This window comes from Mesorhizobium escarrei, from assembly GCF_935825525.1.
GTDB classification, from domain to species: Bacteria; Pseudomonadota; Alphaproteobacteria; order Rhizobiales; family Rhizobiaceae; genus Mesorhizobium; species Mesorhizobium escarrei.
In genome coordinates, this window is the sequence record NZ_CAKXZT010000115.1 from 78,286 (window position 1) to 100,714 (window position 22,429).

Annotated in this window: 23 protein-coding genes; 5 read left to right on the forward strand and 18 right to left on the reverse strand. The window is 62.1% G+C overall.

Going from position 1 to position 22,429, the window contains the following annotated elements; all coding sequences use genetic code 11:
* Positions 1 to 112 precede the first annotated feature (112 nt).
* Entirely contained in the window at positions 113 to 3,754 is a 3,642-nt protein-coding gene (locus NMG80_RS08945; protein WP_254017783.1) for an autotransporter outer membrane beta-barrel domain-containing protein, read from the forward strand.
* A gap of 157 nt (positions 3,755 to 3,911) precedes the next feature.
* Positions 3,912 to 4,496, forward strand: a complete 585-nt coding sequence (locus tag NMG80_RS08950) for an invasion associated locus B family protein (protein WP_254017784.1) — start codon at positions 3,912 to 3,914, stop codon at positions 4,494 to 4,496.
* A gap of 36 nt (positions 4,497 to 4,532) precedes the next feature.
* Here NMG80_RS08950 and NMG80_RS08955 read toward each other — a convergent pair whose 3' ends face one another.
* The 18 genes from NMG80_RS08955 to NMG80_RS09040 all read right to left on the reverse strand — a co-directional run bounded on the left by NMG80_RS08955 (position 4,533) and on the right by NMG80_RS09040 (position 20,449).
* Positions 4,533 to 5,225, reverse strand: coding sequence for a response regulator transcription factor (locus tag NMG80_RS08955; RefSeq protein ID WP_254017785.1), 693 nt, complete (start codon positions 5,223 to 5,225; stop codon positions 4,533 to 4,535).
* Positions 5,222 to 7,939, reverse strand: a complete 2,718-nt coding sequence (locus NMG80_RS08960) for a DUF4118 domain-containing protein (RefSeq protein WP_254017786.1) — start codon at positions 7,937 to 7,939, stop codon at positions 5,222 to 5,224. The genes NMG80_RS08955 and NMG80_RS08960 overlap by 4 nt, the downstream gene beginning before the upstream one ends.
* Positions 7,940 to 8,008: 69 nt before the next feature.
* Entirely contained in the window at positions 8,009 to 8,578 is a 570-nt protein-coding gene (kdpC, locus tag NMG80_RS08965) for a potassium-transporting ATPase subunit KdpC (RefSeq protein ID WP_254017787.1), read from the reverse strand.
* A gap of 12 nt (positions 8,579 to 8,590) precedes the next feature.
* Positions 8,591 to 10,684 (reverse strand): potassium-transporting ATPase subunit KdpB, encoded by a 2,094-nt coding sequence (gene kdpB, locus NMG80_RS08970; RefSeq protein WP_254017788.1) that lies wholly within the window; start codon positions 10,682 to 10,684, stop codon positions 8,591 to 8,593.
* Entirely contained in the window at positions 10,681 to 10,911 is a 231-nt protein-coding gene (locus NMG80_RS08975; protein ID WP_254017789.1) for a hypothetical protein, read from the reverse strand. Before NMG80_RS08975 ends, kdpB begins: the two co-directional genes overlap by 4 nt.
* 24 nt (positions 10,912 to 10,935) lie before the next feature.
* A complete protein-coding gene (gene kdpA / locus NMG80_RS08980; RefSeq protein WP_254017790.1) occupies positions 10,936 to 12,639 on the reverse strand; it encodes a potassium-transporting ATPase subunit KdpA in 1,704 nt (567 codons plus the stop codon).
* A gap of 34 nt (positions 12,640 to 12,673) precedes the next feature.
* Positions 12,674 to 12,763 (reverse strand): K(+)-transporting ATPase subunit F, encoded by a 90-nt coding sequence (locus NMG80_RS08985; RefSeq protein ID WP_036266998.1) that lies wholly within the window; start codon positions 12,761 to 12,763, stop codon positions 12,674 to 12,676.
* A gap of 16 nt (positions 12,764 to 12,779) precedes the next feature.
* The gene (locus tag NMG80_RS08990; RefSeq protein WP_254017791.1) at positions 12,780 to 12,920 is read right to left on the reverse strand and encodes a hypothetical protein; all 141 of its coding nucleotides are present in this window, start codon (positions 12,918 to 12,920) and stop codon (positions 12,780 to 12,782) included.
* 186 nt (positions 12,921 to 13,106) lie between these two features.
* Complete coding sequence (locus NMG80_RS08995) at positions 13,107 to 14,606, reverse strand: hypothetical protein (protein WP_254017792.1); 1,500 nt, start codon at positions 14,604 to 14,606, stop codon at positions 13,107 to 13,109.
* 77 nt (positions 14,607 to 14,683) lie between these two features.
* Complete coding sequence (locus tag NMG80_RS09000; RefSeq protein WP_254017793.1) at positions 14,684 to 15,385, reverse strand: class I SAM-dependent methyltransferase; 702 nt, start codon at positions 15,383 to 15,385, stop codon at positions 14,684 to 14,686.
* The gene (locus tag NMG80_RS09005) at positions 15,366 to 16,415 is read right to left on the reverse strand and encodes a glycosyltransferase family 2 protein (protein ID WP_254017794.1); all 1,050 of its coding nucleotides are present in this window, start codon (positions 16,413 to 16,415) and stop codon (positions 15,366 to 15,368) included. The genes NMG80_RS09000 and NMG80_RS09005 overlap by 20 nt, the downstream gene beginning before the upstream one ends.
* Positions 16,416 to 16,558: 143 nt before the next feature.
* Positions 16,559 to 16,741, reverse strand: coding sequence for a hypothetical protein (locus NMG80_RS09010; protein WP_254017795.1), 183 nt, complete (start codon positions 16,739 to 16,741; stop codon positions 16,559 to 16,561).
* Positions 16,741 to 16,929 carry a DUF3606 domain-containing protein gene (locus NMG80_RS09015; RefSeq protein ID WP_023797481.1) on the reverse strand — a complete coding sequence of 63 codons (189 nt, stop codon included), beginning with the start codon at positions 16,927 to 16,929 and terminating at the stop codon, positions 16,741 to 16,743. The genes NMG80_RS09010 and NMG80_RS09015 overlap by 1 nt, the downstream gene beginning before the upstream one ends.
* Before the next feature lie 307 nt (positions 16,930 to 17,236).
* Positions 17,237 to 17,497 (reverse strand): DUF982 domain-containing protein, encoded by a 261-nt coding sequence (locus NMG80_RS09020; RefSeq protein ID WP_254017796.1) that lies wholly within the window; start codon positions 17,495 to 17,497, stop codon positions 17,237 to 17,239.
* 531 nt (positions 17,498 to 18,028) lie between these two features.
* On the reverse strand, positions 18,029 to 18,790 hold the full coding sequence (locus NMG80_RS09025; RefSeq protein WP_254017797.1) for an NYN domain-containing protein: 762 nt from the start codon (positions 18,788 to 18,790) through the stop codon (positions 18,029 to 18,031).
* Positions 18,791 to 18,874: 84 nt separating this feature from the next.
* Positions 18,875 to 19,144 (reverse strand): Atu4866 domain-containing protein, encoded by a 270-nt coding sequence (locus NMG80_RS09030; protein WP_254017805.1) that lies wholly within the window; start codon positions 19,142 to 19,144, stop codon positions 18,875 to 18,877.
* Positions 19,145 to 19,236: 92 nt separating this feature from the next.
* The gene (locus NMG80_RS09035; RefSeq protein ID WP_436798571.1) at positions 19,237 to 19,713 is read right to left on the reverse strand and encodes a carboxymuconolactone decarboxylase family protein; all 477 of its coding nucleotides are present in this window, start codon (positions 19,711 to 19,713) and stop codon (positions 19,237 to 19,239) included.
* A 10-nt stretch (positions 19,714 to 19,723) separates the two neighbouring features.
* A complete protein-coding gene (locus NMG80_RS09040) occupies positions 19,724 to 20,449 on the reverse strand; it encodes an SDR family oxidoreductase (RefSeq protein ID WP_254017798.1) in 726 nt (241 codons plus the stop codon).
* 121 nt (positions 20,450 to 20,570) lie between these two features.
* Between NMG80_RS09040 and NMG80_RS09045 the strand changes: the two genes are divergently transcribed.
* The 3 genes from NMG80_RS09045 to NMG80_RS09055 all read left to right on the forward strand — a co-directional run bounded on the left by NMG80_RS09045 (position 20,571) and on the right by NMG80_RS09055 (position 22,321).
* On the forward strand, positions 20,571 to 21,461 hold the full coding sequence (locus NMG80_RS09045) for a LysR family transcriptional regulator (RefSeq protein WP_254017799.1): 891 nt from the start codon (positions 20,571 to 20,573) through the stop codon (positions 21,459 to 21,461).
* Positions 21,462 to 21,587: 126 nt separating this feature from the next.
* Positions 21,588 to 21,836, forward strand: coding sequence for a hypothetical protein (locus NMG80_RS09050; protein ID WP_254017800.1), 249 nt, complete (start codon positions 21,588 to 21,590; stop codon positions 21,834 to 21,836).
* 29 nt (positions 21,837 to 21,865) lie between these two features.
* Entirely contained in the window at positions 21,866 to 22,321 is a 456-nt protein-coding gene (locus tag NMG80_RS09055; protein ID WP_254017801.1) for a YybH family protein, read from the forward strand.
* The last annotated feature ends 108 nt before the right edge of the window (positions 22,322 to 22,429 follow it).

Sequence of the window (22,429 nt, forward strand, 5' to 3'; positions counted from 1 at the left end):
CGTCGGCGGCGGCGGCGGCATCGGCGGTGCGGCGTCATCAGGCGTCGAGGCCGAGTATGCGATTGGTGGTTCCGTGGGTGGATTTGGCGGAGCAGCGGGCCTGGGTGGCCTTGTGCGCGTCTTCAATCGCGATACTGCTGAAATCCGCACTTATGGCAATCGGTCCGTCGGGATTTTCGCGCAATCGATCGGTGGCAGCGGTGGCGCCGGCGGCGGCGGCGGCGGCCAGAGCCAGGGCTCGGGCGATACGCTGACCGTCAATCTGGTCGTCGGCGGCTTTGCCAATGGCGGTGGCGGCGGCGGCGAGGTGATCGTGGAAAATGCCGGCATCGTCACGACCGGCAGTCTGGACCTGTTGACCGGCGCGCGTACCGGCCACGGATCGCACGGTATCCAGGCGCAATCCATCGGCGGCGGCGGCGGCAGTGGTGGTGCGGCGGGCACGACCAGCGAGGAGGCGGAATATCAGATCGCTGCGACGCTGAGCGGCAAGGGCGGCAAGGGCGGCGCAGGTGGCAATGTGACGGTCACCAACCATGCAACGGGCCGCATAGTCACCGCCGGTGACGACGCCCACGGCATTTTCGCGCAATCGGTCGGCGGTGGCGGCGGGTCCGCCGGCGCGGGCAACAGCCAGGCCGAGGGCGGCAACACGACTGTCACCTTGCAACTTGGCGGAACCGGCGCAGGTGGGGCCAACGGTGGCACTGTCCGCGTCACGAATTATGGAGATATCACCACCCTTGGCGTCATGTCGCACGGCATCTTCGCTCAATCGATCGGCGGCGGCGGCGGCGCGTCGAGCTCGTTGACGCAGGCTTCGGACGGCGAGACCGCTATCGGCATCCAGCTGGCGCCGGAGGATCTGCTCCCCGGCCCGAACCAGGTGGTCGGTGCGGGAGCGAATGGTGGCGCTGTCTACGTCCATCACAACGCAGGCGCCATCACTACATCCGGTGCCGGCGCCATCGGTATCTTCGCCCAGTCCGTCGGCGGCGGCGGCGGCTTCGGCGGCTCGATGACCAACGAGTCCGAGGGCGACGGAGCGTACTCGCTTCAGGTCGGCGTAGACGGCGGGTTCGGCGGCAACGGCGGCTATGTGGAGGTACTGGTCGCTGGCGATATCCACACCACTGGCGTTCTGGCGCATGGCGTGGTTGCGCAGTCAGTCGGTGGCGGAGGCGGAATGGGTGCGGATGCTTCCGGCAAGGCTGCCGTGGCGCTGGGCGTTGGCGGGCTCGGCGGAGCGGGTGGCGACGGCGGCAACGTCTATGTCGAGCGCACCGGTGCGATCATCACCGAAGGCGCGGATTCGATCGCCATTGTCGCGCAATCCGTGGGCGGTGGCGGTGGCATCGGTGGGACCAGCTTCGGCCGGTTCGCGACCGATGACAATGGCGGCGGCCCAAGCGAATTGTCCCTGGAGATGCTGGACGGCTCCAAGGGCGTTGGAGGCACCGTCACTGTCATCCAGACCGGTGAGATCGAGACAACCGGCATCCGCTCGCACGGTATAGTTGCACAGGCGGTTGGCGGCGGCGATGGTATCGCCGGCGGCCTGAACAAGGGCGCCGGCTCGGCTGGCGGTATTGGCGATGCCAATGCCGCTGCGGCGACGGCCAACAGCCAGGTCGCTGTCTACGGCGCGGAAAGCTATGCGCTGTTCGGCCAGAGCGCGACCGGCCAGGGCAACGCCAGTGCGGTTAGGCTGACCGCAAGGTCCAACCTGTTCGCACAAGGCGCCGATTCGGTCGCCGCCTACGCCGAAAGCACGGCCAATGGATCGAAGGGCAACATCACCGTCGACCTTCAGGGTCAATATACGATCGGTGGCGCGGGCACCGGCGTGGCGGTCATGCTTGTCGGCGGCAACAACAATGCGGTGAACAACAACGGCCTGTTGTACGCGATGGGAGCGACGCCGTCCTTTTCTTTCCTGAATGCGGCAGACTTGACCGCTTACCTGGCGGAGCTGGCGGCTGGTGGGCCGGTTGTGCCGGAGAAGGCGATCCTTGAATCCCTGCTCGACGATTTCAGCCCGCTGTCGATCACCGGCACTTCCGGCAACGATCAGATCAACAATCAGAAGAGCGCTGTCGGGCTGGGACGCTTCATCGGCAATATCGATCTCGGCAGCGGCCTGAACGGCTTCCACAATTTCGCCGATTCCTCGATGGTCGGCCTCAAGACCATCGATCTCGGCGGCGGCACCTTCCTCAATGACGGGCTGATGACCAACAAGGGCATCGCAGTGGTGGAGACGGTCGATGTGACCGGCGGCGTTAGCCAGAGCGCCACCGGCGATTTTGTCACCGACGTGGATCTCAACAATCAGATCACCGACGCCCTCGCCTTGACCGGCGCCGGCAACTTCAACGGCGAGGCGCCGCTGAATTTCCTCTCCATCGACAAGCTGTTTGCGGAATATTTGCTGGCCAGGGGATCCTCGATGGTGGATTCCGGCATCACGCCGACGACACTGCATCCGGCGGTCGGCTTCAACTTCCTGACCAGGGTGGACAACGGCACCGATCTCGTTCTCTACGCCGACAATCCGACCTTCCTGGAACTGGCGCAGGATCCAGCTTCTGGCACCACAGATCCGGGCGTGTTCCAAATGCCGCAATATCTCGACGATATCGAGGCATCGTCGAGCCCGGACAATCCGATGGCGCGGCTGATCAACATGCTGCGCTTCCTGCCGGACGAGGCGTCACTTGGCGCGGCGCTGACCAGGCTGACGCCGCACTACGCGGTGCATGCATTCGAGATGGTCAACCGCTCAGCCGACATCATGCTGGAAACGGCGCGTGAATGCACCGGTGTTTCCGTCTACAAGAACTCCGACGGCCGCTGCGTCTGGGCGTCGATCAGCCCGCAGGCCGACTACAGCCGCGACGCCGGAGCCGGAACCACCAGCCGCGACGATGTCCTGAAGACGATGTCGTTTGGCGCCATCGCCGAGGTCAGCCGGAACTGGTCGCTGGGTGGCACGATCGGCAGGACCGAATTCGATTCCGAGATCCATTTCAACCAGGAGCTGCTGTCGACCACTGAGGGTGAATCCTGGCAGGCCTATGCCTTGGCGAAATACGAGAACAAGAACTATTTCGTCGATTTCGCGCTGGGCGGCGGCACTGGCAGGTTCGACGGCGAACGCGACACGAGTGTCGACCAGGTCGCCTATATTCCCGGCGAAACGCTTGCCGGCCTCTATCTGCCGGAACTGTTGCTCGACGGCATCGGCAACAGCGTCACCTATACGCAGAGAACCGCCCAGTTCGGCGGCTCCGCGCGGTTCGGCGTGACGCAGCAAATGGGTGCCTTCTACCTGCAGCCGACACTACAATTCGATGCGCGGTGGCTGCGCGTCTCCGGCAAGGAGGAGGGCTCGGTCGCCGCCTTCAATTTCGACGGCAGTTCCAATGCCTATTATTCCGCGACGCCAGGCCTCGAGCTCGGCACCGACATTGCGCTCAGCGATATTGCCAGCCTTCGTGTCTACGGAAAGGCGGGCGTGGAGTTCTCGAACAAGGAGTGGGAGATCGAAGGTCGTTTCGCGGCTGCGGAAGATCTGCCCGGCAATCCGGCGCTGCACTTGACACAGGAGGTCGATTCGCCGCTCTATCGCGTCGGTGCCGGTCTCGAACTCAATGGCGTGAATGGCGTCGGCATGGCTGTCAGATACAATGGCGCCTTCGGGGAAACAGTAAAACAGAACGCGGTCAGCGCGTCCCTCAAGGTCAACTTCTAATGCATGTCGCGCAAAAGCATGCAGCGGTTTTGCGACAACAACAGGCATAACACTACAACCTAAGCGTGTCGCATGAGGCCGGCCTGACGCGACGCGCTTTAGGGCATGATCCGGAGAAGCGGAATCCGGTTTTTGAGGCGGGCAAGAAGGGGAATTCATGAGAAGCAAGGCGCATTTGGCTGCGATGCTGGGCATTGCCTGCATCGTCGTGTTTCCGGTCGCGACAGCAGCGGCGCAGACCAAGGCCGACAAGACGGCGCCCGTCGCGGGCGCAGCCAAAGCGCCGCAATTGCCCGGCGGCGCGTCGGCCCTGTCCGAAACCCATGGCGACTGGACTGTCAATTGCCAGATAGCCAGCATAAACAAGGCCTGCAGCCTGTCGCATCAGCAGTTCAACAAGCAGAATGGCCAGCGCCTTCTGGCGATAGAATTGGCCACCAAGGTCGCAGAGCAAGCCAATGGCACCCTGGCGCTGCCATTCGGACTGGCGTTGGCCAAGGGAATCAATATCGAGATCGATGGCAAGCAACTGGAGGGCGCGCTGCAATTCAGCACCTGCCAGGTCGTCGGCTGCCTGGTGCCGGTGGCATTCGATACGAAGATCACGCCCTTGCTCAAGTCCGCCAAGACGTTGAAGGTCAATGCTGTCGCAGCGGATACCGGTCAGCCTGTCAGCTTTTCCATCTCGCTGGCCGGCTTCAGCGGCGCGCTTGTCCGGACCGCGGAACTCTCAGCCGATTGAGTTGTTTGGTCCGCGTAAAGCCATGCTTTCCAGCATTCAGTCGACTTCGCGCAGGCGGTACCCGACACCGGTTTCGGTCGTGATGTAACGCGGCTGGTCGGGCGTTTTCTCGATCTTTTGCCTGAGCTGCCGCACATAGACCCTGAGATACTGCACGTCAGTCGAATCGCCCCAGACCTGCTTCAAAAGAAACTGGTGGGTGAGAACCTTGCCGGCGTGCTGCACGAGGATGCGCAGGATGTCGTACTCCTTCGGCGAGAGCTTTATCTCCCTGCCCTCGATCATGACGATGCGCTTCACCAGGTCGACCGTGAGATCGCCGGTGTGGAAGACCGGCTTCTCGCCTTGCTGCTGGAACTTGTGGCGGAGCGCCACGCGGATGCGCGCGACAAGCTCGTTCATGCCGAACGGCTTGGTGACATAGTCGTCGGCGCCGAGATCAAGTGCCGAGACGATGCCGGCCTCGTCGGTGCGGCTGGAAAGGATGACGACGGGAACATCCAGGCCGTCGTCCCGCCATTTGCGCAGCAATTCGTGGCCGCCCATGCCGGGCAGGCCGAGATCGAGCAGGATCAGGTCCGGCTTTTCCGTCTCCATGAGCTCGATTGCCGTCCTGGCGTTCGGTGCCTCGCTGATCGCATAGCCCTGGCTGCCAAGGCCGACGCGCAGCAGCTTGCGGATCGGCGGTTCGTCATCGACGACCAATATCCTGACGTCCAGGTTCGTCATGGCAGGTCATCCATGTCGGGGTCGCCCACATGTTGGTCTGCCGGTACCGGCATTCTGATGGTAAAAACCGCACCCGAGCGGTCGGTCCTGTTGGCCGCCGAAATCGTCCCGCCCATCGCCTCGATGAAGCCGCGGCAGATCGACAGCCCGAGCCCGGTGCCGGCACGGACCTGATCGCCCTTGCGCACCCGGTGGAACGTGTCGAAAATGCGCTCCAGATCCGCTGGCGGAATGCCCGGCCCCTCGTCCATGATCTGCAGGATGACGGACCCATTGTCGGCCCAGCCCTGCAGGCGGATCGTCGAACCAGGCGGCGCAAATTTGGCGGCATTGTCGAGGAGATTGAACAGCGCCTGCTCGAACAGGACGGGGTCGACCCTCAGCATCGGCAGATCCGTGGGAATGTCGATTTCGGTCTTGTGTTCGCCGATGATTTTTCTGGCTCGATGCAAGGCGGTGCCGACAATGTCGCCGACATAGTGGAATGCGTAGTTCGGCTCCATCGCACCGGATTCGATCTTGGTCATGTCGAGCAAATTGGCGATGAAGCGGTTCAGCCGTTCCGATTCGTCGAGCACGGTCGACAGCAGGTCCGCCCGGTCCGTTTCGGGAAGCGCCGGCGCAAATTCCCGCAGGGTGCCGGCGGCGCCCATGATGGCGGCAAGCGGCGTTTTCAGGTCATGGGAAATCGAGGTCAGCAGCGCCGAGCGCAGGCGGTCCGCCTCGGCCTCGAGCTTGGCCCGGTCGACGTCGGCAACAAGCTGGATGCGCTCGATGGCGACTGCCGCTTGATCCGCGAGCGCGTCGAGGAGGCGCTTCTGTTCGGGAGTCAGCAACGGGCCTTGCTTGTCGTTGTCGAGGCCGACGACGCCGACGGCGGTGCGCCCGGTCCGCAACGGCAGATACAGGCGTCTTGCTCCGGGAAGCGTGTCGGCGCCGCGGCCCGCGGGACGATCGTGCTCCCAGGCCCAACGGGCGGCCGCGATGTCGGCCTCGGCCAGCGTGTCGTCGGGTGGATAACCGGCCTTGACGGTAATCGTGCCGTTTTCCGGCAGCAGCAGCACCACGCGCAACTTCAGCATCGAGGCTATCTGGAAGGCAGTCGCCCAGAGCACGTCGTCAAGCGTGCCGGCGCCGGCGAGCTTCTTCGAGAAGAGATAGATATCTTCCGTGGCGCGTGCCCGCGAACGGGCAGCGACCGCCTGTCGCTGCACGCGCACTGTCAGATTGCTGGCAATGACCGCAACAACCAGGAAGGCAGCCAGCGCCACGATGCTCTCCGGATCCTGGATCGTCAGCGTGTAACGTGGTTCCAGGAAGAAATAGTTGAAGGCAATGGCGCTGATGAAGCAGGCATACAAAGCCGGCCAGAGACCGCCCGTCACCGCCGACGTCAGAACCCCGATGAGAAAGATGATCGCCAGATTGCGGACGTCGAGAAACTGGTGGAGAAGGGCGGCGAAGGCGAGCGAGCCAACAACATAGGCCGTGGCCTTGAGATAGGGCCAGATCTCGAATTGCGACTGCTCGTCCGCCGCCCTGACGGTCCTTGACGTCGCCTCGGCGTTGCGTTCGTTTCCCGAAATAACATGGACGCTGATGTCGCCGGCATTGCGGATGAGATCATAAGTAAGCGAGCCTTCGATCAATTCCCGCCAGCGCGATCGGGTCGGCCTGCCGATCACGATATGGGTGAAGTTGTTCGCGGTCGCATGGCGAACGATGTCCTGCGCGACGTTCTGACCTGGAATGGTCGTTACCTCGGCGCCGAGTTGCTCGGCAAGGCGCAGCAGCGTCGCCAGCCGATCCTTGCCCTCCTCGGACGTGGCGGCTGAACGAGGGGTATCGACATGAAGCGCCGTCCAGGGGGCGCGGAGCCGGTCGGCCAATCTCCGCGCATAGCGGACGCGGGCCGCCCCGCCCGGACGCGCATCGACGCAGACGAGAACCCTTTCCCCCGCGGCCCAGGGTCCGGGTATGGCGTGGGCCTGCATGTGGGTCAGCAACTGCTCGTCGACACGCTGGGCGGTGCGGCGCAGCGCCAGTTCCCTGAGCGCCGTCAGATTGCCCGGCGAGAAATAATTCTCGATCGCGCGCCGGGCGGTGCTGGGGATATAGACCTTGCCTTCCTCGAGCCGCTTGATCAGGTCGTCGGGCGTGAGATCGATGATCTCGATGTCGTCGGCCTGGTCGATGATGGAGTCTGGAACCGTCTCGCGCACCCTGACGCGCGTGATCTGCGCCACGACATCGTTCAGGCTTTCGACATGCTGGATGTTGAGCGTGGTGTAGACGTCGATGCCGTGCGTCAGGATTTCCTGAACGTCGAGATAGCGCTTGGGATGGCGGCTGCCCGGCGCGTTGGTATGGGCAAGCTCGTCGACGAGGACCAGCGCCGGACGCCGGGCAAGGATGGCGTCGAGGTCCATTTCCTCGAGGATGCGCCCCTTGTAGTCGACCCGACGACGGGGAATCACCTCATAGCCGTCGACCAGCACCTGGGTTTCCTTGCGGCCGTGCGTCTCGACGACGCCGATCACCACGTCCACTCCGTCGGCCAACCTTGCACGGCCCGACATCAGCATTTCATAGGTCTTGCCGACACCGGGTGCTGCACCCAGAAAAATCCGCAGACGACCGCGCGCCTCCCGCTCCGCACGGTCAAGCAGGGCGTCGGGTGAGGGTCGGGTTTCGTCGCTTCTGTCGTCCGGCATCACAATCGATCATGGATGGCGCCGGGGATGGTGTCGATCCCCAGCCCACCACTCATTGCTTGCCACCATTCATTGCCTGATGGCCTCGTCCAGCGCCAGGTTAAGCGCCAGCACATTGACCACAGGCTCTCCCATGAAGCCGAGCTCGCGGTCCTCCACATGGCTGTCGACAAGGGCCTTAACCCTGGCTTCATCGACGCGCCTGGCCCTGGCCACCCTGGCGACCTGGAAATAGGCGGCCTCGGGGCTGATATGCGGATCGAGGCCGCTGCCTGAAGTCGTGACAAGATCGATCGGCACCGGCTGGTTCGGATTTTCCGCTTTCAGCCTGTCGGCATCGCCCTTGACGCGGTCGATCAGCTTGGCGTTGGTCGGCCCGAGATTCGAGCCGCTCGAAGCGGCGGCGTCGTAGCCGTCGCCCGCAGCCGACGGCCGGCCATGGAAATAGCGCTCGCTGGCAAAAGCCTGGCCAATCTGTTCGGAGCCGACGACCTTGCCGTCCCTCTGGATCAGGCTGCCATTGGCCTGGCGCGGGAACAAGGCCTGGGCGATGCCGGTCATGCCGATCGGATAGATCAGGCCGGTAAGGATGGTGAAGAAAACGATCATGGTGATCGCGGGTCTGATTTGCTTGAGCATGGACTTAATTCCTTATGCGAGGCCAAGCGCGGTGATGGCCATGTCGATCGCCTTGATGCCGACGAAGGGGACGATGATGCCGCCGAGGCCGTAGACAAGAAGGTTGCGGCTGAGCAGCGCGCCGGCGCCGATCGCGCGATATCTGACGCCCCTCAGCGACAGCGGGATCAGCGCGACGATGATCAGTGCGTTGAAGATGATGGCCGAGAGAATGGCGCTCTGCGGCGTTGCCAGATGCATGATGTTAAGCGCCTGCAGCGGACCTGATGTGTGCCCCGGCGCGATGTAGAAGACGGCGAATATGGCCGGGATGATGGCAAAATACTTGGCCACGTCGTTGGCGATGGAGAAGGTCGTCAGCGAGCCGCGCGTCATCAGCAGCGCCTTGCCGATTTCCACGATCTCGATCAGCTTGGTCGGATCGCTGTCGAGGTCGACCATATTGCCGGCTTCGCGTGCGGCGACCGTGCCGGTGTTCATGGCAACGCCGACATCGGCCTGCGCAAGGGCAGGCGCATCATTGGTGCCGTCGCCGCACATGGCGACGAGCTTGCCCTTGGCCTGTTCGTCGCGGATGAGCTTCAGCTTGTCCTCGGGCGTCGCCTGGGCAAGGAAATCGTCGACGCCGGCCTCCGCCGCGATCGCCGCCGCCGTCATCGGGTTGTCGCCGGTGATCATCACCGTGCGGATACCCATCTTGCGCAGTTCGGCGAAGCGTTCCCTGATGCCGCCTTTGACGATATCCTTGAGATGGACGACGCCGAGCAGGCGTCCGTCGCGCTCGACCGCAAGCGGCGTGCCGCCGGATTTGGCGACGTCGTCGGCGATCGCCTGGAGGTCGCGGACGGTGTCGCTGCTGGGGCGCGCACCATGCGTGGCGACGGTCGACTGATTGACGAGCGCGAGCACCGAATCGACCGCGCCCTTGCGAACCGAGGAGCCATCGAGGTCGACGCCGCTCATGCGGGTTTGCGCGGTGAAGGGCACGAAAGCGGCATGCAGTGTTGCCATGTCGCGGGCACGGATGGCGTATTTCTCCTTCGCCAGCACGACGATCGAGCGGCCTTCCGGCGTTTCATCGGCAAGGGAGGCCAACTGCGCCGCGTCGGCCAACTCCTGCTCGGTGACGCCCTTGACCGGGCGGAATGCCGTCGCCTGGCGATTGCCGAGCGTGATCGTGCCGGTCTTGTCGAGCAGCAGCGTGTCGACGTCACCCGCCGCCTCGACGGCGCGGCCCGACATCGCCAGCACGTTGAACCGCACCAGGCGATCCATGCCGGCGATGCCGATGGCCGAAAGCAGCGCGCCGATGGTCGTCGGGATCAAGGTGACGAACAGGGCGACGAGGACGGTCACCGAAATGTGGCCGCCCGAATAGGCGGCGAAACTCGGGATCGTTGCCGTCGCCAGCACGAAGATCAGCGTCATGCCAACGAGCAGGATGTTGAGCGCGATCTCGTTGGGCGTCTTCTGGCGCGCAGCGCCTTCGACCAGCGAGATCATGCGGTCGAGGAACGTATGGCCGGAGGCCGCGGTGATGCGCACGCGGATCCAGTCAGACAGAACCTGCGTGCCGCCGGTCACCGCCGAACGGTCGCCGCCGGATTCACGGATCACCGGAGCGGATTCGCCGGTGATCGCCGCCTCGTTGACCGAAGCGACGCCTTCGATCACCTCGCCGTCCGATGGAATGATGTCGCCGGCCTCGACGAGCACCACGTCGTCGACCTTCAAGCTGGTGCCGGGCACCAGCTTGAACTTGGTGCGGTCGTCGCCGCTCAACAGCTTGGCCTGGGTCTCGGTGCGAGCCTTACGCAGCGAATCGGCCTGCGCCTTGCCTCGGCCTTCGGCGACCGCTTCGGCGAAGTTGGCGAAAAGCACGGTGAACCACAGCCAGATGATGATCTGCAGCGAGAAGCCGAGATCGCCGCCACCAGTGACGAGATCCTTGACGAACAGGACTGACGTGAGCGCCGAGACGACGGCGACGACGAACATCACCGGATTGCGCATCAGGGTGCGCGGGTTCAGTTTCCTGAAGGCGCCGTCGATGGCGGGCAGCAGGATGCGGGCATCCATGATAACCGCGGATTTGGACTGGCTCATTTAGTGGCTCCAGTATCGATGTTGTTGGATGGCGCCGATCGATCGTAGGCCGAAAGAAGATGCGGAAGCCCGGAGGCCAGCAGCCAGATCAAGATCATGACTGCCGCAATGCCGAAGAACGTCGACAAGGTCGGGAAAGGAGGCGGGGTCGGGAAAGGCGGCGTGGTTGCCCCTTCCTGATCGGCGCGATGCCGAATCTTGCGACGTATGGTTTCGAGCCAGGACATGACTTTGATCCAAGGTGGGAAGGTTCAGAACATCTGCCCGTGGATGCCAGCCAGGTGCTCGACGATCGGTCCGAGCGCCAGCGCCGGGAAGAAGGTGAGGCCGCCGACGATCAGAATGACGCCGACCAGCAGCCCGACGAACAGCGGCCCGTCGGTCGGGAAGGTGCCCGCGGAGGCCGGCACCGTCTTCTTGGCGACCAGCGAACCGGCGATCGCCAGAGCCGGGATGATGACCAGGAAGCGACCCATCAGCATGCCCATGCCGAGCGTGATGTTGTACCAGGGCGTGTTGCCGGTCAGGCCGCCAAAGGCCGAGCCGTTGTTGGCGGCAGCCGAGGTGTAGGCATAGAGAACCTCGGAGAAGCCGTGCGGGCCGGCATTGGCCATCGAAGCGACGCCGGTCGGCAGCACCACCGCGATGGCGGTGAAGATCAGCATCGCCAGCGGCAGGCAGAGAATGGCGAGCATCGCCATCTTGACCTCCTTGGCCTCGATCTTCTTGCCGAGATATTCGGGCGTGCGTCCGACCATCAGTCCGGCGACGAAGACGGCGATCACGATGTACATCAGGATGCCGTAGAGACCGGCGCCGACGCCGCCGACAATGACCTCGCCGAGCTGCATGTTGATGATCGGGATCATGCCGCCAAGCGCTGTGAAGCTGTCATGCATGGCGTTGACGGCGCCGCAGGACGCGGCGGTGGTGATCACCGCAAACAGCGCCGACAAAGCGATGCCGAAGCGCGTTTCCTTGCCTTCCATGTTGCCGCCGTCGACGCCCAGCGCATGCACCAGCGGATTGCCTGATGCTTCCGCCCAGTAGCAGACGGCGACGCCGGCGATGAACAGGACGCCCATTGCAGTCAAGATCGCCCAACCCTGGCGCTGGTCGCCGTTCATGCGACCGAAGACGTTGGTCAGTGCCGCACCGATGGCGAAGATCGAGACCATCTGGATCAGGTTAGAGATCGCGTCGGGATTTTCGAAGGGATGCGCGGCATTGGCGTTGAAGAAGCCACCACCATTGGTGCCGAGCATCTTGATGGCGATCTGCGAGGCGACAGGGCCGACCGCGATCGTCTGCCGCGCGCCCTCCAGGGTTGTGGCGTCGATGTAGGCGCTGAGCGTCTGCGGCATGCCGAGATAGACATAGACCAGCGTCAGCACGATGCACAGCGGCAGCAGCAGGTAGAGGGTGCACCGGGTCATATCGACCCAGAAATTGCCGATCGATTTGCCGGAAGCCTTGGTGAAGCCGCGGATCAGCGCGATTGCGATGGCGATGCCGGTCGCTGCGGACAGGAAGTTCTGCACGGTGAAGCCGGCCATCTGCACGAGATAAGACATCGTGCTTTCACCGCCGTAGTTCTGCCAGTTGGTGTTGGTCATGAAGCTGGCGGCGGTGTTGAAGGCGAGCCCGGGTTCGACGGCGCTCATGCCGGCCGGATTGTAAGGCAGGCTGCCTTGCAGCCGCTGCAGGACGTAGAGCACCAGGAAGCCGGCGAGGTTGAAGAACAGCAAGGCCGCGGCATAGGTCGTCCAGTGCTGCTCCTCACGCTCGCTGGTCCCCGAGATACGATAAAGGCTCCGCTCGACAGGAGCCAAAATCGGCGAGAGGACTGTGCGGTCGCCGCTGAAAACCCGATACATGTAGCCGCCGAGCGGCTTCACCAGCAAAACGACGATCCCGCAATAGACGAGGATCTGTATCCATCCGTTGAAAGTCATTGAAATAGCTTTCCGTGCCTTCGCCAGTTGCCGTTCAGAAACGTTCTGGGCGAACGAGGGCGTATGTCAGGTAGGCGAGAAGGAACAGGGTCACAGCGCCACCGAGGATATAGTCGACAAGCATGTTGCGGTCCTTCCGCCTAAAGACTGTCGCAGGCTTTGACGAAGGCGAAGAACAGGGCGAAAAACAAAAACCCTATCCCGAGAACGACAATGTCCATCGGACTTATTCCCTTTTCGTTTTGCACTGCCTTGCCTGCAGCCGGCAGGGTTGAGGTCATGTGAGGTCACTCTGTCGCGAGGCGACCGAGATATGTCCTTCCCGACGGAATATGGGTCAAAACCCCATAAAGGTTCGAGCCGGGGCAAAGAGGAAAGAAATAAAGATCCTATAGGGATTTTGCCGTCGCGAGCTCAGCGCACTGCGTTCAAAGACGAGTCGTGCGCCGGCGCGAAGCTGCCGAAAATCAGCGATCGCGCGTATAGATCACGGCATAGTCGTCCGCATACGCTCGCTTCCAGCCCAGTTCATCGAAGAATGGAATGCGGCTGTCGTCCGGCGTCAGCAAGGCCCAGTCTATCGCATGCTTCTCGAGCTGGGCTTCGAGGACAGGCTTTCCACCGCTGCGTCCTGTCTCGGCATCTGTCTTCATGAAGCCGTTGAGAAAGAGCTGATCTGTCCGGCCGTCGATGAATGTCTTGATGCCATGGAAAATCAGGCTGCCGCCAAAATTGTATGAATTCAGCACATTGCCTGACAGATGATGGCTTTCGACGAATGCGAGCGCATCCCTGGCCGAGGTCTTCTGGCTCGGCGCGACCGGATAGGCGCTGGTGAGCATTGCAGTTGCCGCCAGCAGCAAGACCCCTGTCACGCCGCAGATCCGGTAAAATCGCTCTGCAAAAAACCGTTCCAACCCGTCGCGTCTGTCGGTCAGCCATTTCGCCAGGGAAAGTGCTGGATATTGCTGCGCAATCTCGGCCGCAAGCACGATCGGCACCAGCAGGAAGAACAGGTACATGAAGCGCACATGGGTGAGATAAACATGCAAGGCGAAGATGATGAACAGCGCCTTCGCCCAGCCGATACGAAGTCTCGACACAAGCAGCGCGAAAAAGAACATCAGGATACCCACTTCCTGGAACCGTTGATCCGAGGCGTCGAAGGGGTCCCACTCGATAATCAAGGGAACCGCTTCATTGCCATAGGCCACGGTGAAAGTGGCAAGGATGGCCTTGATACCATAGGGATTGATCAGGCTAACCACCGGGCAAAGCAGTCCGAAGCCAATCCATTTCGCAAGCAGCACTGGGTTGGACAGGCGGGTCCGCACAAGAAGATCGAGGCCAGCGAAAGCCGCGATGACGAAGCCGATGGTAAAGGTCGCGTGGAGATTGGCCCACAGCACAAGCAGGGCTAGCAGCCATAGAGGCGGTGCCTGTTCATCGCGCGCGGCGCGGAAAAGCGTTGCGGTCCAGATCACGATGATGGGGAAGGTGAAGATGTGCGGTCGCGCCGTGTAGATCGGGGCGATCAAGGCCGCCACCAACAAGGCCAGTCCGACTGCCACCGTCGGCCTCAACCAGGTGCTGAGATACCATGACAGCAGCGTGCCGGTCAGGGCAATGGTTGAGATGATCAGCACCGCCACGCCGTTCCAGCCACTTGCCGTGTAGGCGAGCGCAAGGAGAACCTGTCCAAGCCACTCCTTGGCGATCCACGGCTGGCCGGCGAAAGTATGAGAATAGCTGTCGACAACCGGGAAGGCACGATTTGCCAGCAGATCGAGCCCGACCTTGACCTGCCACCAACTGTCGGGGTCCTGCAGGATGGCCTGGGCGTGGGCGGAAAGCGCGAATGCCACGACAGGCGCGACGAGCAGGCAGAACATCACCCTGGCCCGCTGCGCGCCGTTGACCGACGACGCAGTCGCAATGGTCGCTGCGGTCGCCTGAATCCCGTTCATATCATAGCTCCAGGCCGCTCTGCGGCAGATCGATTGGCGGTTTCATCTTGTCGCTCGTCCAAGGGCAGGGCGTCCGCTCAAACGGCAGGCTTGACCGCATGCACGAAATATTGGGCTCCCATGGGCATCCTGGTCAGGAAGCGCTCCAAGGGTCGCAATCTTGCAAGCACGCGTGGGAAAAAGATCCGGTAGACGACATCGGGTTTGGAGAAGCCGGCCGCAGCCATTCGCTTGCGCAAATCGCGGCTGTTGATCAGGATTGCGTTCTCGTCGAAAGCACAGTTTCGCACCGCGTGCGTCGTCAGCGGATTCCAGGGATTGTGTTCGAACAGGAAGAAGCTGCCACCAGCGGTCAGCACTCTCCCGATCTCCTTGATCAGGCCGACATGGAGGTTGTCGGGGATGTGATGGAAGACGCAGGCGGCGAAGGCGAGATCGAAACTCGCGTCGTCATAGGGGATGGTTTCGCCGTCGAAGTGCCGGAAATCGGCCTGGCCGGGAAAGCGCTTGCGGGCGATGTCGAGCGACTGCGATGAGGGGTCGAGCAAGGTGATTTCGCTGTCGGGAAATGCGGCGCGCATGGGCCCCAGCGAATTGCCGACTCCAGCGCCGAAGTCGAGTATCCGCCGCGGCTTCATATTGGAGCGAGCCAGCCTTGCTGCGACGTCGGCGATCTTGTACTGCGCGAAGAAATCCGGGGTTTCGCCGCTCAGCCGGATACTTGCGGCATGCTGCTGCTGATATTCCAGCGCGAACTGGTCAAATTCGGCCTGAAGCACGCGCGGCTCCCTTCGTCAGTTCCTCGGCCATTTCCTGAAGGCGATGGACGGGCAGTTTGCCGGCGGCAGGATCATGGGCAGCGATCTCGTTTATGAGGTAGAGCGGCCGCCGCTTGGTCTCCATATACATGCGCCCGAGATATTCCCCGAAAATCCCAAGGACCAGAAGCTGGACGCTGCCGAGGATCAGGACGATTGCGGCCAGGCTGGTCCAGCCGGGCAACACGCTGCCGGCAATCCATGAGAACAGCGTGTAGCCCAGCGCAGCAAGACCGAGAAAGCCGAAGATCATGCCGAGATGCGAGGCGAACCGCAGGGGCACGATGGAGAAGCTGGTCATCGCATCCATCGCCAGAAGCACCATCTTCTTCAACGGGTAATGCGTGGTGCCTGCGAAGCGCTGGTGCCGCTCATAGGCAAAGGCCACCTGCTTCAGGCCGATCCAGCTCACCATGCCGCGAATGAAGCGGTAACGCTCCGGCATCGCATTGAGATGATCGAGCGCGCGGCGGTTCATCAGGCGAAAGTCCCCGGAATCGAGCGCCATGTCGACGTCGACCATCTTGCGCAGCAGACGGTAGAACAATGCGGCGGTTGCGCGCTTGAACCAGCCTTCGCCCTGCCGCTTCAGCCGCTGGCCATAGACGACGTCGAACCCCTCATCCATCTTTGCCATCATGGCCTTGAGCAGTTCCGGCGGGTCCTGGAGGTCGGCATCGAGAATGAGAATGCGCTGGCCGCGGCAAAACTCCAGGCCGGCGCTGAGCGCAATCTGGTGGCCATAATTTCGGGCGAGGTCTATGCCGACGACGTGGATGTCCTGTTTGGCGAGTTCGAAGATGGCCTCGCGGGTGCCGTCGGTGGCCCCGTCGATGACCAGCACGATCTCGTAGGAATGCCCCGCCTGTTCACGGCAAACGGCGGTGACGCGCCGGTAAAGTTCGGCGACCCCACCGATTTCATTGTAGCACGGCACGACAACCGACAGCGCGACGGCGCGTCGCGCAGCGATTTTCTCTGTATGTGCCAAAAGCCCAGCTCCCATGGTTAGAACGGGAATAGGCCGAATTTGTTAGAAAATTGATAAAGGATAGCCCGCCCACAACGCAACCAGGCGAAGCGTGCGAAGCCGATGAGGGGCTTCGAGGGCGGACGCGCCGCCAAGTCGGCGGCTCAGCCTTCGGCCTTGAAGTTCTTCGCTTCCTTCTCGACCTTGGCGCTGTCCTTGCCGTGCTTGCGCATCAGGTCCTTCGCCTGGTTGGGCGAAACGTCGGTAGTCTCGGCCAGGCGCAGAGCCTCCTTGTCGTCCGGTTGGCGTCTCTTCCGATCGGCCATTGCGGTCCGTTTGTCAGCCATCACAATGCCTTTATGCTCTTGGCGATTTCGTTCAGCACCTTGCGGTCAGTGCCGTGGCGCTTGATCAGCGTGCGAGCCTGGTCGGGAGTGATGCCGGCTTCCTCGGCGAGATGCCTCACCTCATAGTCTTCGTCGCCGGCTACTTGTGAGCGATCGCGGTTGTCGGTCTTGGTCTTGTCGTCGGGCATGGCAGTTCTCTCCTCACTTAGAGACTGTTTGGAAAGTCTACTCCGGCGGCCATCTGATGGCCTTTTCTGCGCTTCCGGTGCTCACGGACCCAAATGTCCGCTGCGCTCCGGTTCTCGAAACCACCACCATATGAGTCGCCGGAGCGATTTTCGAAACAGTCTCTTAGACCTGGAGCATAACGGCGGAGATTTCGTGAGGTTCCTTAATGCATTTCGCCCAAAGCTGCGCAGCGGTTTTGGGACAACGACATGCCTAAAAACAAGAACCAAAAGCGCGTCGCAGCGAACTCTTCAGACGTGACGCGTTTCAATGCCGGCCTTCGCGCACAAACACATGGGCTTCCTTGGCGGCGGCCGTGAATGCCCGCCGCGCACTGCCAACCGCCCGCCGCTGCTCCATCGCATCCATCATGGCTTTCAAGGCCGCTCGATATTTCGGCCCGCGCTTTTCGTTTGGCCATTTGTCGACCAGAAGCGAGGCCGCCTGGACCGTTCTCGTCACAGAAAGCGGGCGTCCGGTCCGTTCGCTCTCGATCGTCACCGGAACGTCGAATTGTTCATCACGCATTGCCGCCACTCCTTGACTCCAAGGACAGCAACGGCGCAGCGGAGTTATCCGTTCCGATAGCGAATGGCGCGATCCATCCCGATCACAATTCATGGTTACTGAGTGGCTTACGTGGCCAGTCTGATTTTAGATAGTGCGCAAGCCAATTGAGGGCCGGGCGATGTGCATTATCGGCACCGATGGTCGAATACGATCCCCATGGTCCTACCAATTGCGGTCATGACGATAAGCTCGACCAGTTGGTCGTCGCTGTCCGCACAAGCCGGGCCTGCCCGGCGGATGATATCTATTGCGGCTCTGGTCGATATGGTGTCGCCGGCGCGGAATTTTGAAAGCGCGGATGAAACAAGTTCATGGGCCGGCAAGTCGACGACAGGCGCTCTCGAAACGACGTTCATTGGCATCCTCCACCATGAACTCTCTGCCACGAGAATAATACGCCGAATGGCGGTTTTTCGCCAGCGAAATTGTGGTCCGACCAGAGGCCAATCGGACACCAATCGGACTGGCACAACTAGCTTTTTGCAGGGCTCAGCGCGATGCAGCCGACTTCGATTTCTCTCGGCTCTTCACAGCTGGCTTGAGCCTTATGCGCATCGCTCCACCCTCGGGATGATCGATCTCAAAGGCATTGGTCTTGCGCACGAGATCGCTCAGCTTGCGAAAGCCGAAGGTCCTAGGATCGAAGTCCGATGCCAGATTGGCGAGCTGATTGCCGACAATCCCGAGCGGCACCCAGCCATCCTCGGTTCCCATCTGTGAAATGACCTTGGTGATGACCGGCGTCGCCGCGCTGGGCGGCTGCAAGGATTTCGCCGGCGCCGCGTCGTTCGCGTTGGCTGTCGCAGTCGGTAGCAGGTTCTCGGTGTAGACGAACCGGCGGCATGCCTGCCGGAAACTCTCCGGCGTCTTCTGCTCGCCAAATCCATAAACGTCGATGCCGTGCTCCCTGATGCGAGCGGCAAGGCGGGTGAAATCGCTGTCGGACGACACCAGGCAGAAGCCTTCGAACCGCCCGCTGTGGAGAAGGTCCATGGCATCGATGACGAGCGTGATGTCGGATGCGTTCTTGCCGGTGGTGTAGGCGAATTGCTGCTGCGGGATGATCGCATGCTTCGACAGCACATCGGCCCATGCCTTCGAGCGAGTGCTGGAGAAATCGCCGTAGATGCGACGGACGCTTGCCTCGCCGATCTTGGCGATTTCCTCGAACAAGCCGTCGGCAATCTTGGCCGAAGTATTGTCCGCGTCGATCAGCACTGCAAGCCGTGGAGAACGTGGTTCGTTTGGCAAGGCGAGCCCCTGTTTTGCTTTGCAGCAAATTACATATGATGCAGCGGCGCCATGCGAAACCTTTTATCGAGATGCGACTGATGTCTACTTCTCCCGATACAAGATCATGCCGGCGTGGTGCAGCACGCCGTCGATGAACGTTCCGTCGGCGGTAAAGCCGGTGTCGTCCCAGTAGTCGATGTGATTTCCCCGGATCTCATAGCGCCCCTGGTATGCGCTGTCACGGCTTCCGCGCGCTTCGTCATAGCGACCGTTTGGAAGCAAGTTGTGGCGGATATAGCCATCGGCCGTGACCCACATCCCGACATAGGGGTGGCTTGCCGAAGGTTGGGTAGCGGAATTTTGCGAGTTCATCTGAGCGAGGCCTTTCTGTGCGGATAAGACGGCCGCGCCGATAAGGAACACGGCAGCGGCAAGTAGAGAAATCTGTTTCATGGGACAGCTCCTCAGGGTTGTTTGCCGGGAGCGGCGCGACGTTCTGTGAACAGCTCGGAAAGCGTTTGCGATGCTGCGATCGCACGGGGAAATCCGGCCGGGACCGTCACCATGTAGATGACTTCCTTCAGCTCTTGCTCGGACACGCCGATGTTGAGCGCATAACCGGCATGAATTTTCATGAAGGCAGTCTCACCCATGGCTGCGAATACCGCGACGGCGGCGAGTTGGCGTGTGCGGCCGTCGAGCCCCGGGCGGGACCAGACGTCGCCGAGCGCATAGCCCTGGGTTGCTCCGGCCAGGAACGGAAACTCCTGTCTCATGCGTTCCAGCGCAGGCTGCGGAGCGCCATTGTTCAGGCTCCTGACAACGGCGTCGCCGCGTTGCAGCCGCTCTTCCATCGTCTGCGATCTGGCGGTTTGAGGAACCGCGCCGAGCAGCAACGCGACGGCAATCGCGATGCAGGAATTATCAAAACGAAAATCCATTCTTGCCTCCCTACTTGCTGGCTGTCGGCCGGATGACGATCTCGTTCACGTCGACATCGTCCGGCTGTTCGATGGCGAAGCGTACGGCACGGCCGATCGCGTCGGGCTGCAGCGCTATGGCGCGATAGGCCTTCATCGCTTCCACCGCGATCGGATCGGTGATCGTGTCAGCGAGCTCGCTCTCGACCACGCCGGGATGGATGCAGGTGACGCGGATGTTGTCGTGCTCCTGCCGCAAGCCATCGGAGATGGCGCGGACAGCGTATTTGGTTGCGCAATAGACCGCGGCTGTCGGCGATACCGAAAGCGCGCCGATGGAGGCGATGTTGACGACATGGCCGGAGCCCCGGGCCGTCATCTCCGGCAGCACGGCAGCGATGCCGTAGAGCACGCCCTTGAAGTTGACATCGACCATTCGGTCCCATTCATCGACCTTCATCGAGGCCATCAGCGACAACGGCATGACGCCGGCATTGTTGACGATCACGTCGACGCGCCCCCAGGCCTGGCGCGCCGCCTCGGCAAAGGCGGCGACATCGGCGCGGTCGGTCACGTCCAGGCGGCGTGTCATTGCCTCCCCGCCCTTTGCCCTGATCTCTTCTGCGAGGGCGTTCAGCCGATCGGTGCGGCGCGCACCGAGCATGAGCTTTGCTCCGGCGGCACCGAGCTCCCGGCCGATGGCGGCGCCAATGCCGCTCGAAGCCCCGGTGATGAGCACGACTTTGTTGAGGGACATGTTTCGTCTCCGTCTGGTTGCTGTTGCGAACCGCCATGCAGCGGTTGCCATGAAGATGGATCTGTTTCACTGTTGCGATAAGACGACCATTTGTTCACAGCGTCGAAAGCACAGCTAACCAATGCAGCCGGATCTCAATGCGCTTGCCGTCTTCGCCCTCGTCGCCGAGGAGCGAAGCTTTCGCGCGGCTGCGGACCGAATGGGCGTCACCCGCTCGGCGGTGAGCCAGACGATGAAGCGGCTTGAAGAGACGCTCGGTATCGCGCTGGTCCAGCGCACGACGCGAAGCGTCAGCCTTACCGAGGCTGGCGAACGCCTCTACGCCGAGATAGCGCCCGCCATTGCCGACATGCGCGCGGCAATGGAGAGCACCGGGGACCTGCGCGGGCGTCCGCGCGGGCAGTTGCGGCTCGCCGTCTCGTCGATCGCCGAGCGCTTTCTTTCAGGGCCGTTCCTGGCGGCCTTTGCCGAAGCCAATCCGGAGGTTCAGATCGACATCACGGTGACGGACGAGGAATTCGATATCGTCGCCGAGGGATTCGATGCCGGCGTCAGGCTCGGCGAGGTGATCGAGCAGGACATGATCGCGGTGTCTGTCGCCGGTGACGAGCGGCAGCTGGCCGTCTGCGCGCCGGCCTATCGCGATCGGTTTGGGGCGCCTTCGCATCCGAAGGAACTCGCTGATCATCGCTGCATTGGCTGGCGCCGCGCCCCGAAGGTCGCGCCCTATCGTTGGGAATTCGCCGAGGACGGCAAGGAGTTCAGCGTCGCGGTCGCGCCGGAGATCACGACCAACGACATGGCGTTGATGATAAAGCTCGCCATTGCCGGTGCCGGCATCACTTTCGGCATGGAGGAAAGCTTTCGCCCGTGGATCGGTCGGGGCGAACTGGTGCCGGTTCTCGTCGACTATTGCCCACGCTTTGCCGGCTTCTACCTGTATTATCCGAGCCGTCGCAACGTCGCGCCGAAGCTGCGCGCCCTTGTCGAACACCTGCGGCGTGCTGGCTAGCGTTTTCCACGCGGACGATCGAACCGAAATCGCTTTCCGGCCGCATCATCCGCTTCGGGACGCGAGATCGTCAAACTCGCTGTGCGCAGCGGCATCTCGATGTTGCAATTATATTAGTGTGAGCGCATGTTTCCGCCAGCCGGCCGCAAGCCGGTCAGGCCCGGTGGCCAGCCGGTCACCCCCAACAGGCTGCCGGGCCGCCCGCAATGGCTTGGGTTGCCGGCCCTCTACTTGATGCTGCATGGAAATCCGGCGCTTGAGCCGATCGTCGCCACGGGATCGATGATCGTCGCTGCCAGCCTAATGCAAATCAGGTCTGGCCGATTGAGCGGGCGCGGCGGCGCACTCGGGTTGGGCGTGCTATTCATCCGGTAGATATGTCGATCACGCAAAGGGAGGACGAGATGAGACCGGTTAAGTCATTCGCATTTGCTGCTGTGCTGCTTCTTTCGTCTGCATTGTCTGCGGCCGCCCAGTCGGCTCGCGAGGACATCGAAGCGGCGCTGCCGAAATTCACGGACGCCTTCAACAGCGGAAACGCGGCGGCGGTGGGTCAATTGTATACCGAGGACGCTGCCTTGCTGCCGCCCGACGGCAAGCGCATCGATGGCCGCAAGGGCGTGGAAGAATTCTGGCAGGGCGCGATCAAAGGCGGGATGAAGAATCTCACCCTGAAGGCGCTGGAAGTGGAAGAGAGCGCGAACCTCGCCTACGAAGTTGGCGCATTTACGCTCGATGTGCCGAGCAAAGACGGCGCCCTCTCCACCCTTGCGGGCAAGTACATCGTCGTCTGGAAAAAGGGCGACGACGGGACATGGCGCCTGCATCGGGACATCTGGAATTTAGGTGCGGCCCAATAGGGATTGAAATCCAGGCCTCATTGACCGGCTTGGCGAAAGGTGCGGCGGGTTTTTTGCGTTGGAACAAAGGCTTAGGTAGAAAGTTTGTAACCGGGGCAAAACCGGTGG

What these genes read in the sequence shown, in the direction of transcription:
- NMG80_RS08975 (WP_254017789.1), bottom strand. Translation starts at nt 10,911, where the DNA reads ATGTCCTGGCTCGAAACCATACGTCGCAAGATTCGGCATCGCGCCGAT.
- NMG80_RS08985 (WP_036266998.1), bottom strand. Translation starts at nt 12,763, where the DNA reads ATGCTTGTCGACTATATCCTCGGTGGCGCTGTGACCCTGTTCCTTCTC.
- NMG80_RS09045 (WP_254017799.1), top strand. Translation starts at nt 20,571, where the DNA reads ATGCAGCCGGATCTCAATGCGCTTGCCGTCTTCGCCCTCGTCGCCGAG.
- NMG80_RS09015 (WP_023797481.1), bottom strand. Translation starts at nt 16,929, where the DNA reads ATGCCCGACGACAAGACCAAGACCGACAACCGCGATCGCTCACAAGTA.
- kdpC (WP_254017787.1), bottom strand. Translation starts at nt 8,578, where the DNA reads ATGCTCAAGCAAATCAGACCCGCGATCACCATGATCGTTTTCTTCACC.
- kdpB (WP_254017788.1), bottom strand. Translation starts at nt 10,684, where the DNA reads ATGAGCCAGTCCAAATCCGCGGTTATCATGGATGCCCGCATCCTGCTG.
- NMG80_RS09035 (WP_436798571.1), bottom strand. Translation starts at nt 19,713, where the DNA reads ATGGATTTTCGTTTTGATAATTCCTGCATCGCGATTGCCGTCGCGTTG.
- NMG80_RS08955 (WP_254017785.1), bottom strand. Translation starts at nt 5,225, where the DNA reads ATGACGAACCTGGACGTCAGGATATTGGTCGTCGATGACGAACCGCCG.
- NMG80_RS08960 (WP_254017786.1), bottom strand. Translation starts at nt 7,939, where the DNA reads ATGCCGGACGACAGAAGCGACGAAACCCGACCCTCACCCGACGCCCTG.
- NMG80_RS09010 (WP_254017795.1), bottom strand. Translation starts at nt 16,741, where the DNA reads ATGGCTGACAAACGGACCGCAATGGCCGATCGGAAGAGACGCCAACCG.
- NMG80_RS09050 (WP_254017800.1), top strand. Translation starts at nt 21,588, where the DNA reads ATGTTTCCGCCAGCCGGCCGCAAGCCGGTCAGGCCCGGTGGCCAGCCG.
- NMG80_RS09055 (WP_254017801.1), top strand. Translation starts at nt 21,866, where the DNA reads ATGAGACCGGTTAAGTCATTCGCATTTGCTGCTGTGCTGCTTCTTTCG.
- NMG80_RS09030 (WP_254017805.1), bottom strand. Translation starts at nt 19,144, where the DNA reads ATGAACTCGCAAAATTCCGCTACCCAACCTTCGGCAAGCCACCCCTAT.
- NMG80_RS09020 (WP_254017796.1), bottom strand. Translation starts at nt 17,497, where the DNA reads ATGCGTGATGAACAATTCGACGTTCCGGTGACGATCGAGAGCGAACGG.
- kdpA (WP_254017790.1), bottom strand. Translation starts at nt 12,639, where the DNA reads ATGACTTTCAACGGATGGATACAGATCCTCGTCTATTGCGGGATCGTC.
- NMG80_RS09040 (WP_254017798.1), bottom strand. Translation starts at nt 20,449, where the DNA reads ATGTCCCTCAACAAAGTCGTGCTCATCACCGGGGCTTCGAGCGGCATT.
- NMG80_RS08995 (WP_254017792.1), bottom strand. Translation starts at nt 14,606, where the DNA reads ATGAACGGGATTCAGGCGACCGCAGCGACCATTGCGACTGCGTCGTCG.
- NMG80_RS08950 (WP_254017784.1), top strand. Translation starts at nt 3,912, where the DNA reads ATGAGAAGCAAGGCGCATTTGGCTGCGATGCTGGGCATTGCCTGCATC.
- NMG80_RS08990 (WP_254017791.1), bottom strand. Translation starts at nt 12,920, where the DNA reads ATGACCTCAACCCTGCCGGCTGCAGGCAAGGCAGTGCAAAACGAAAAG.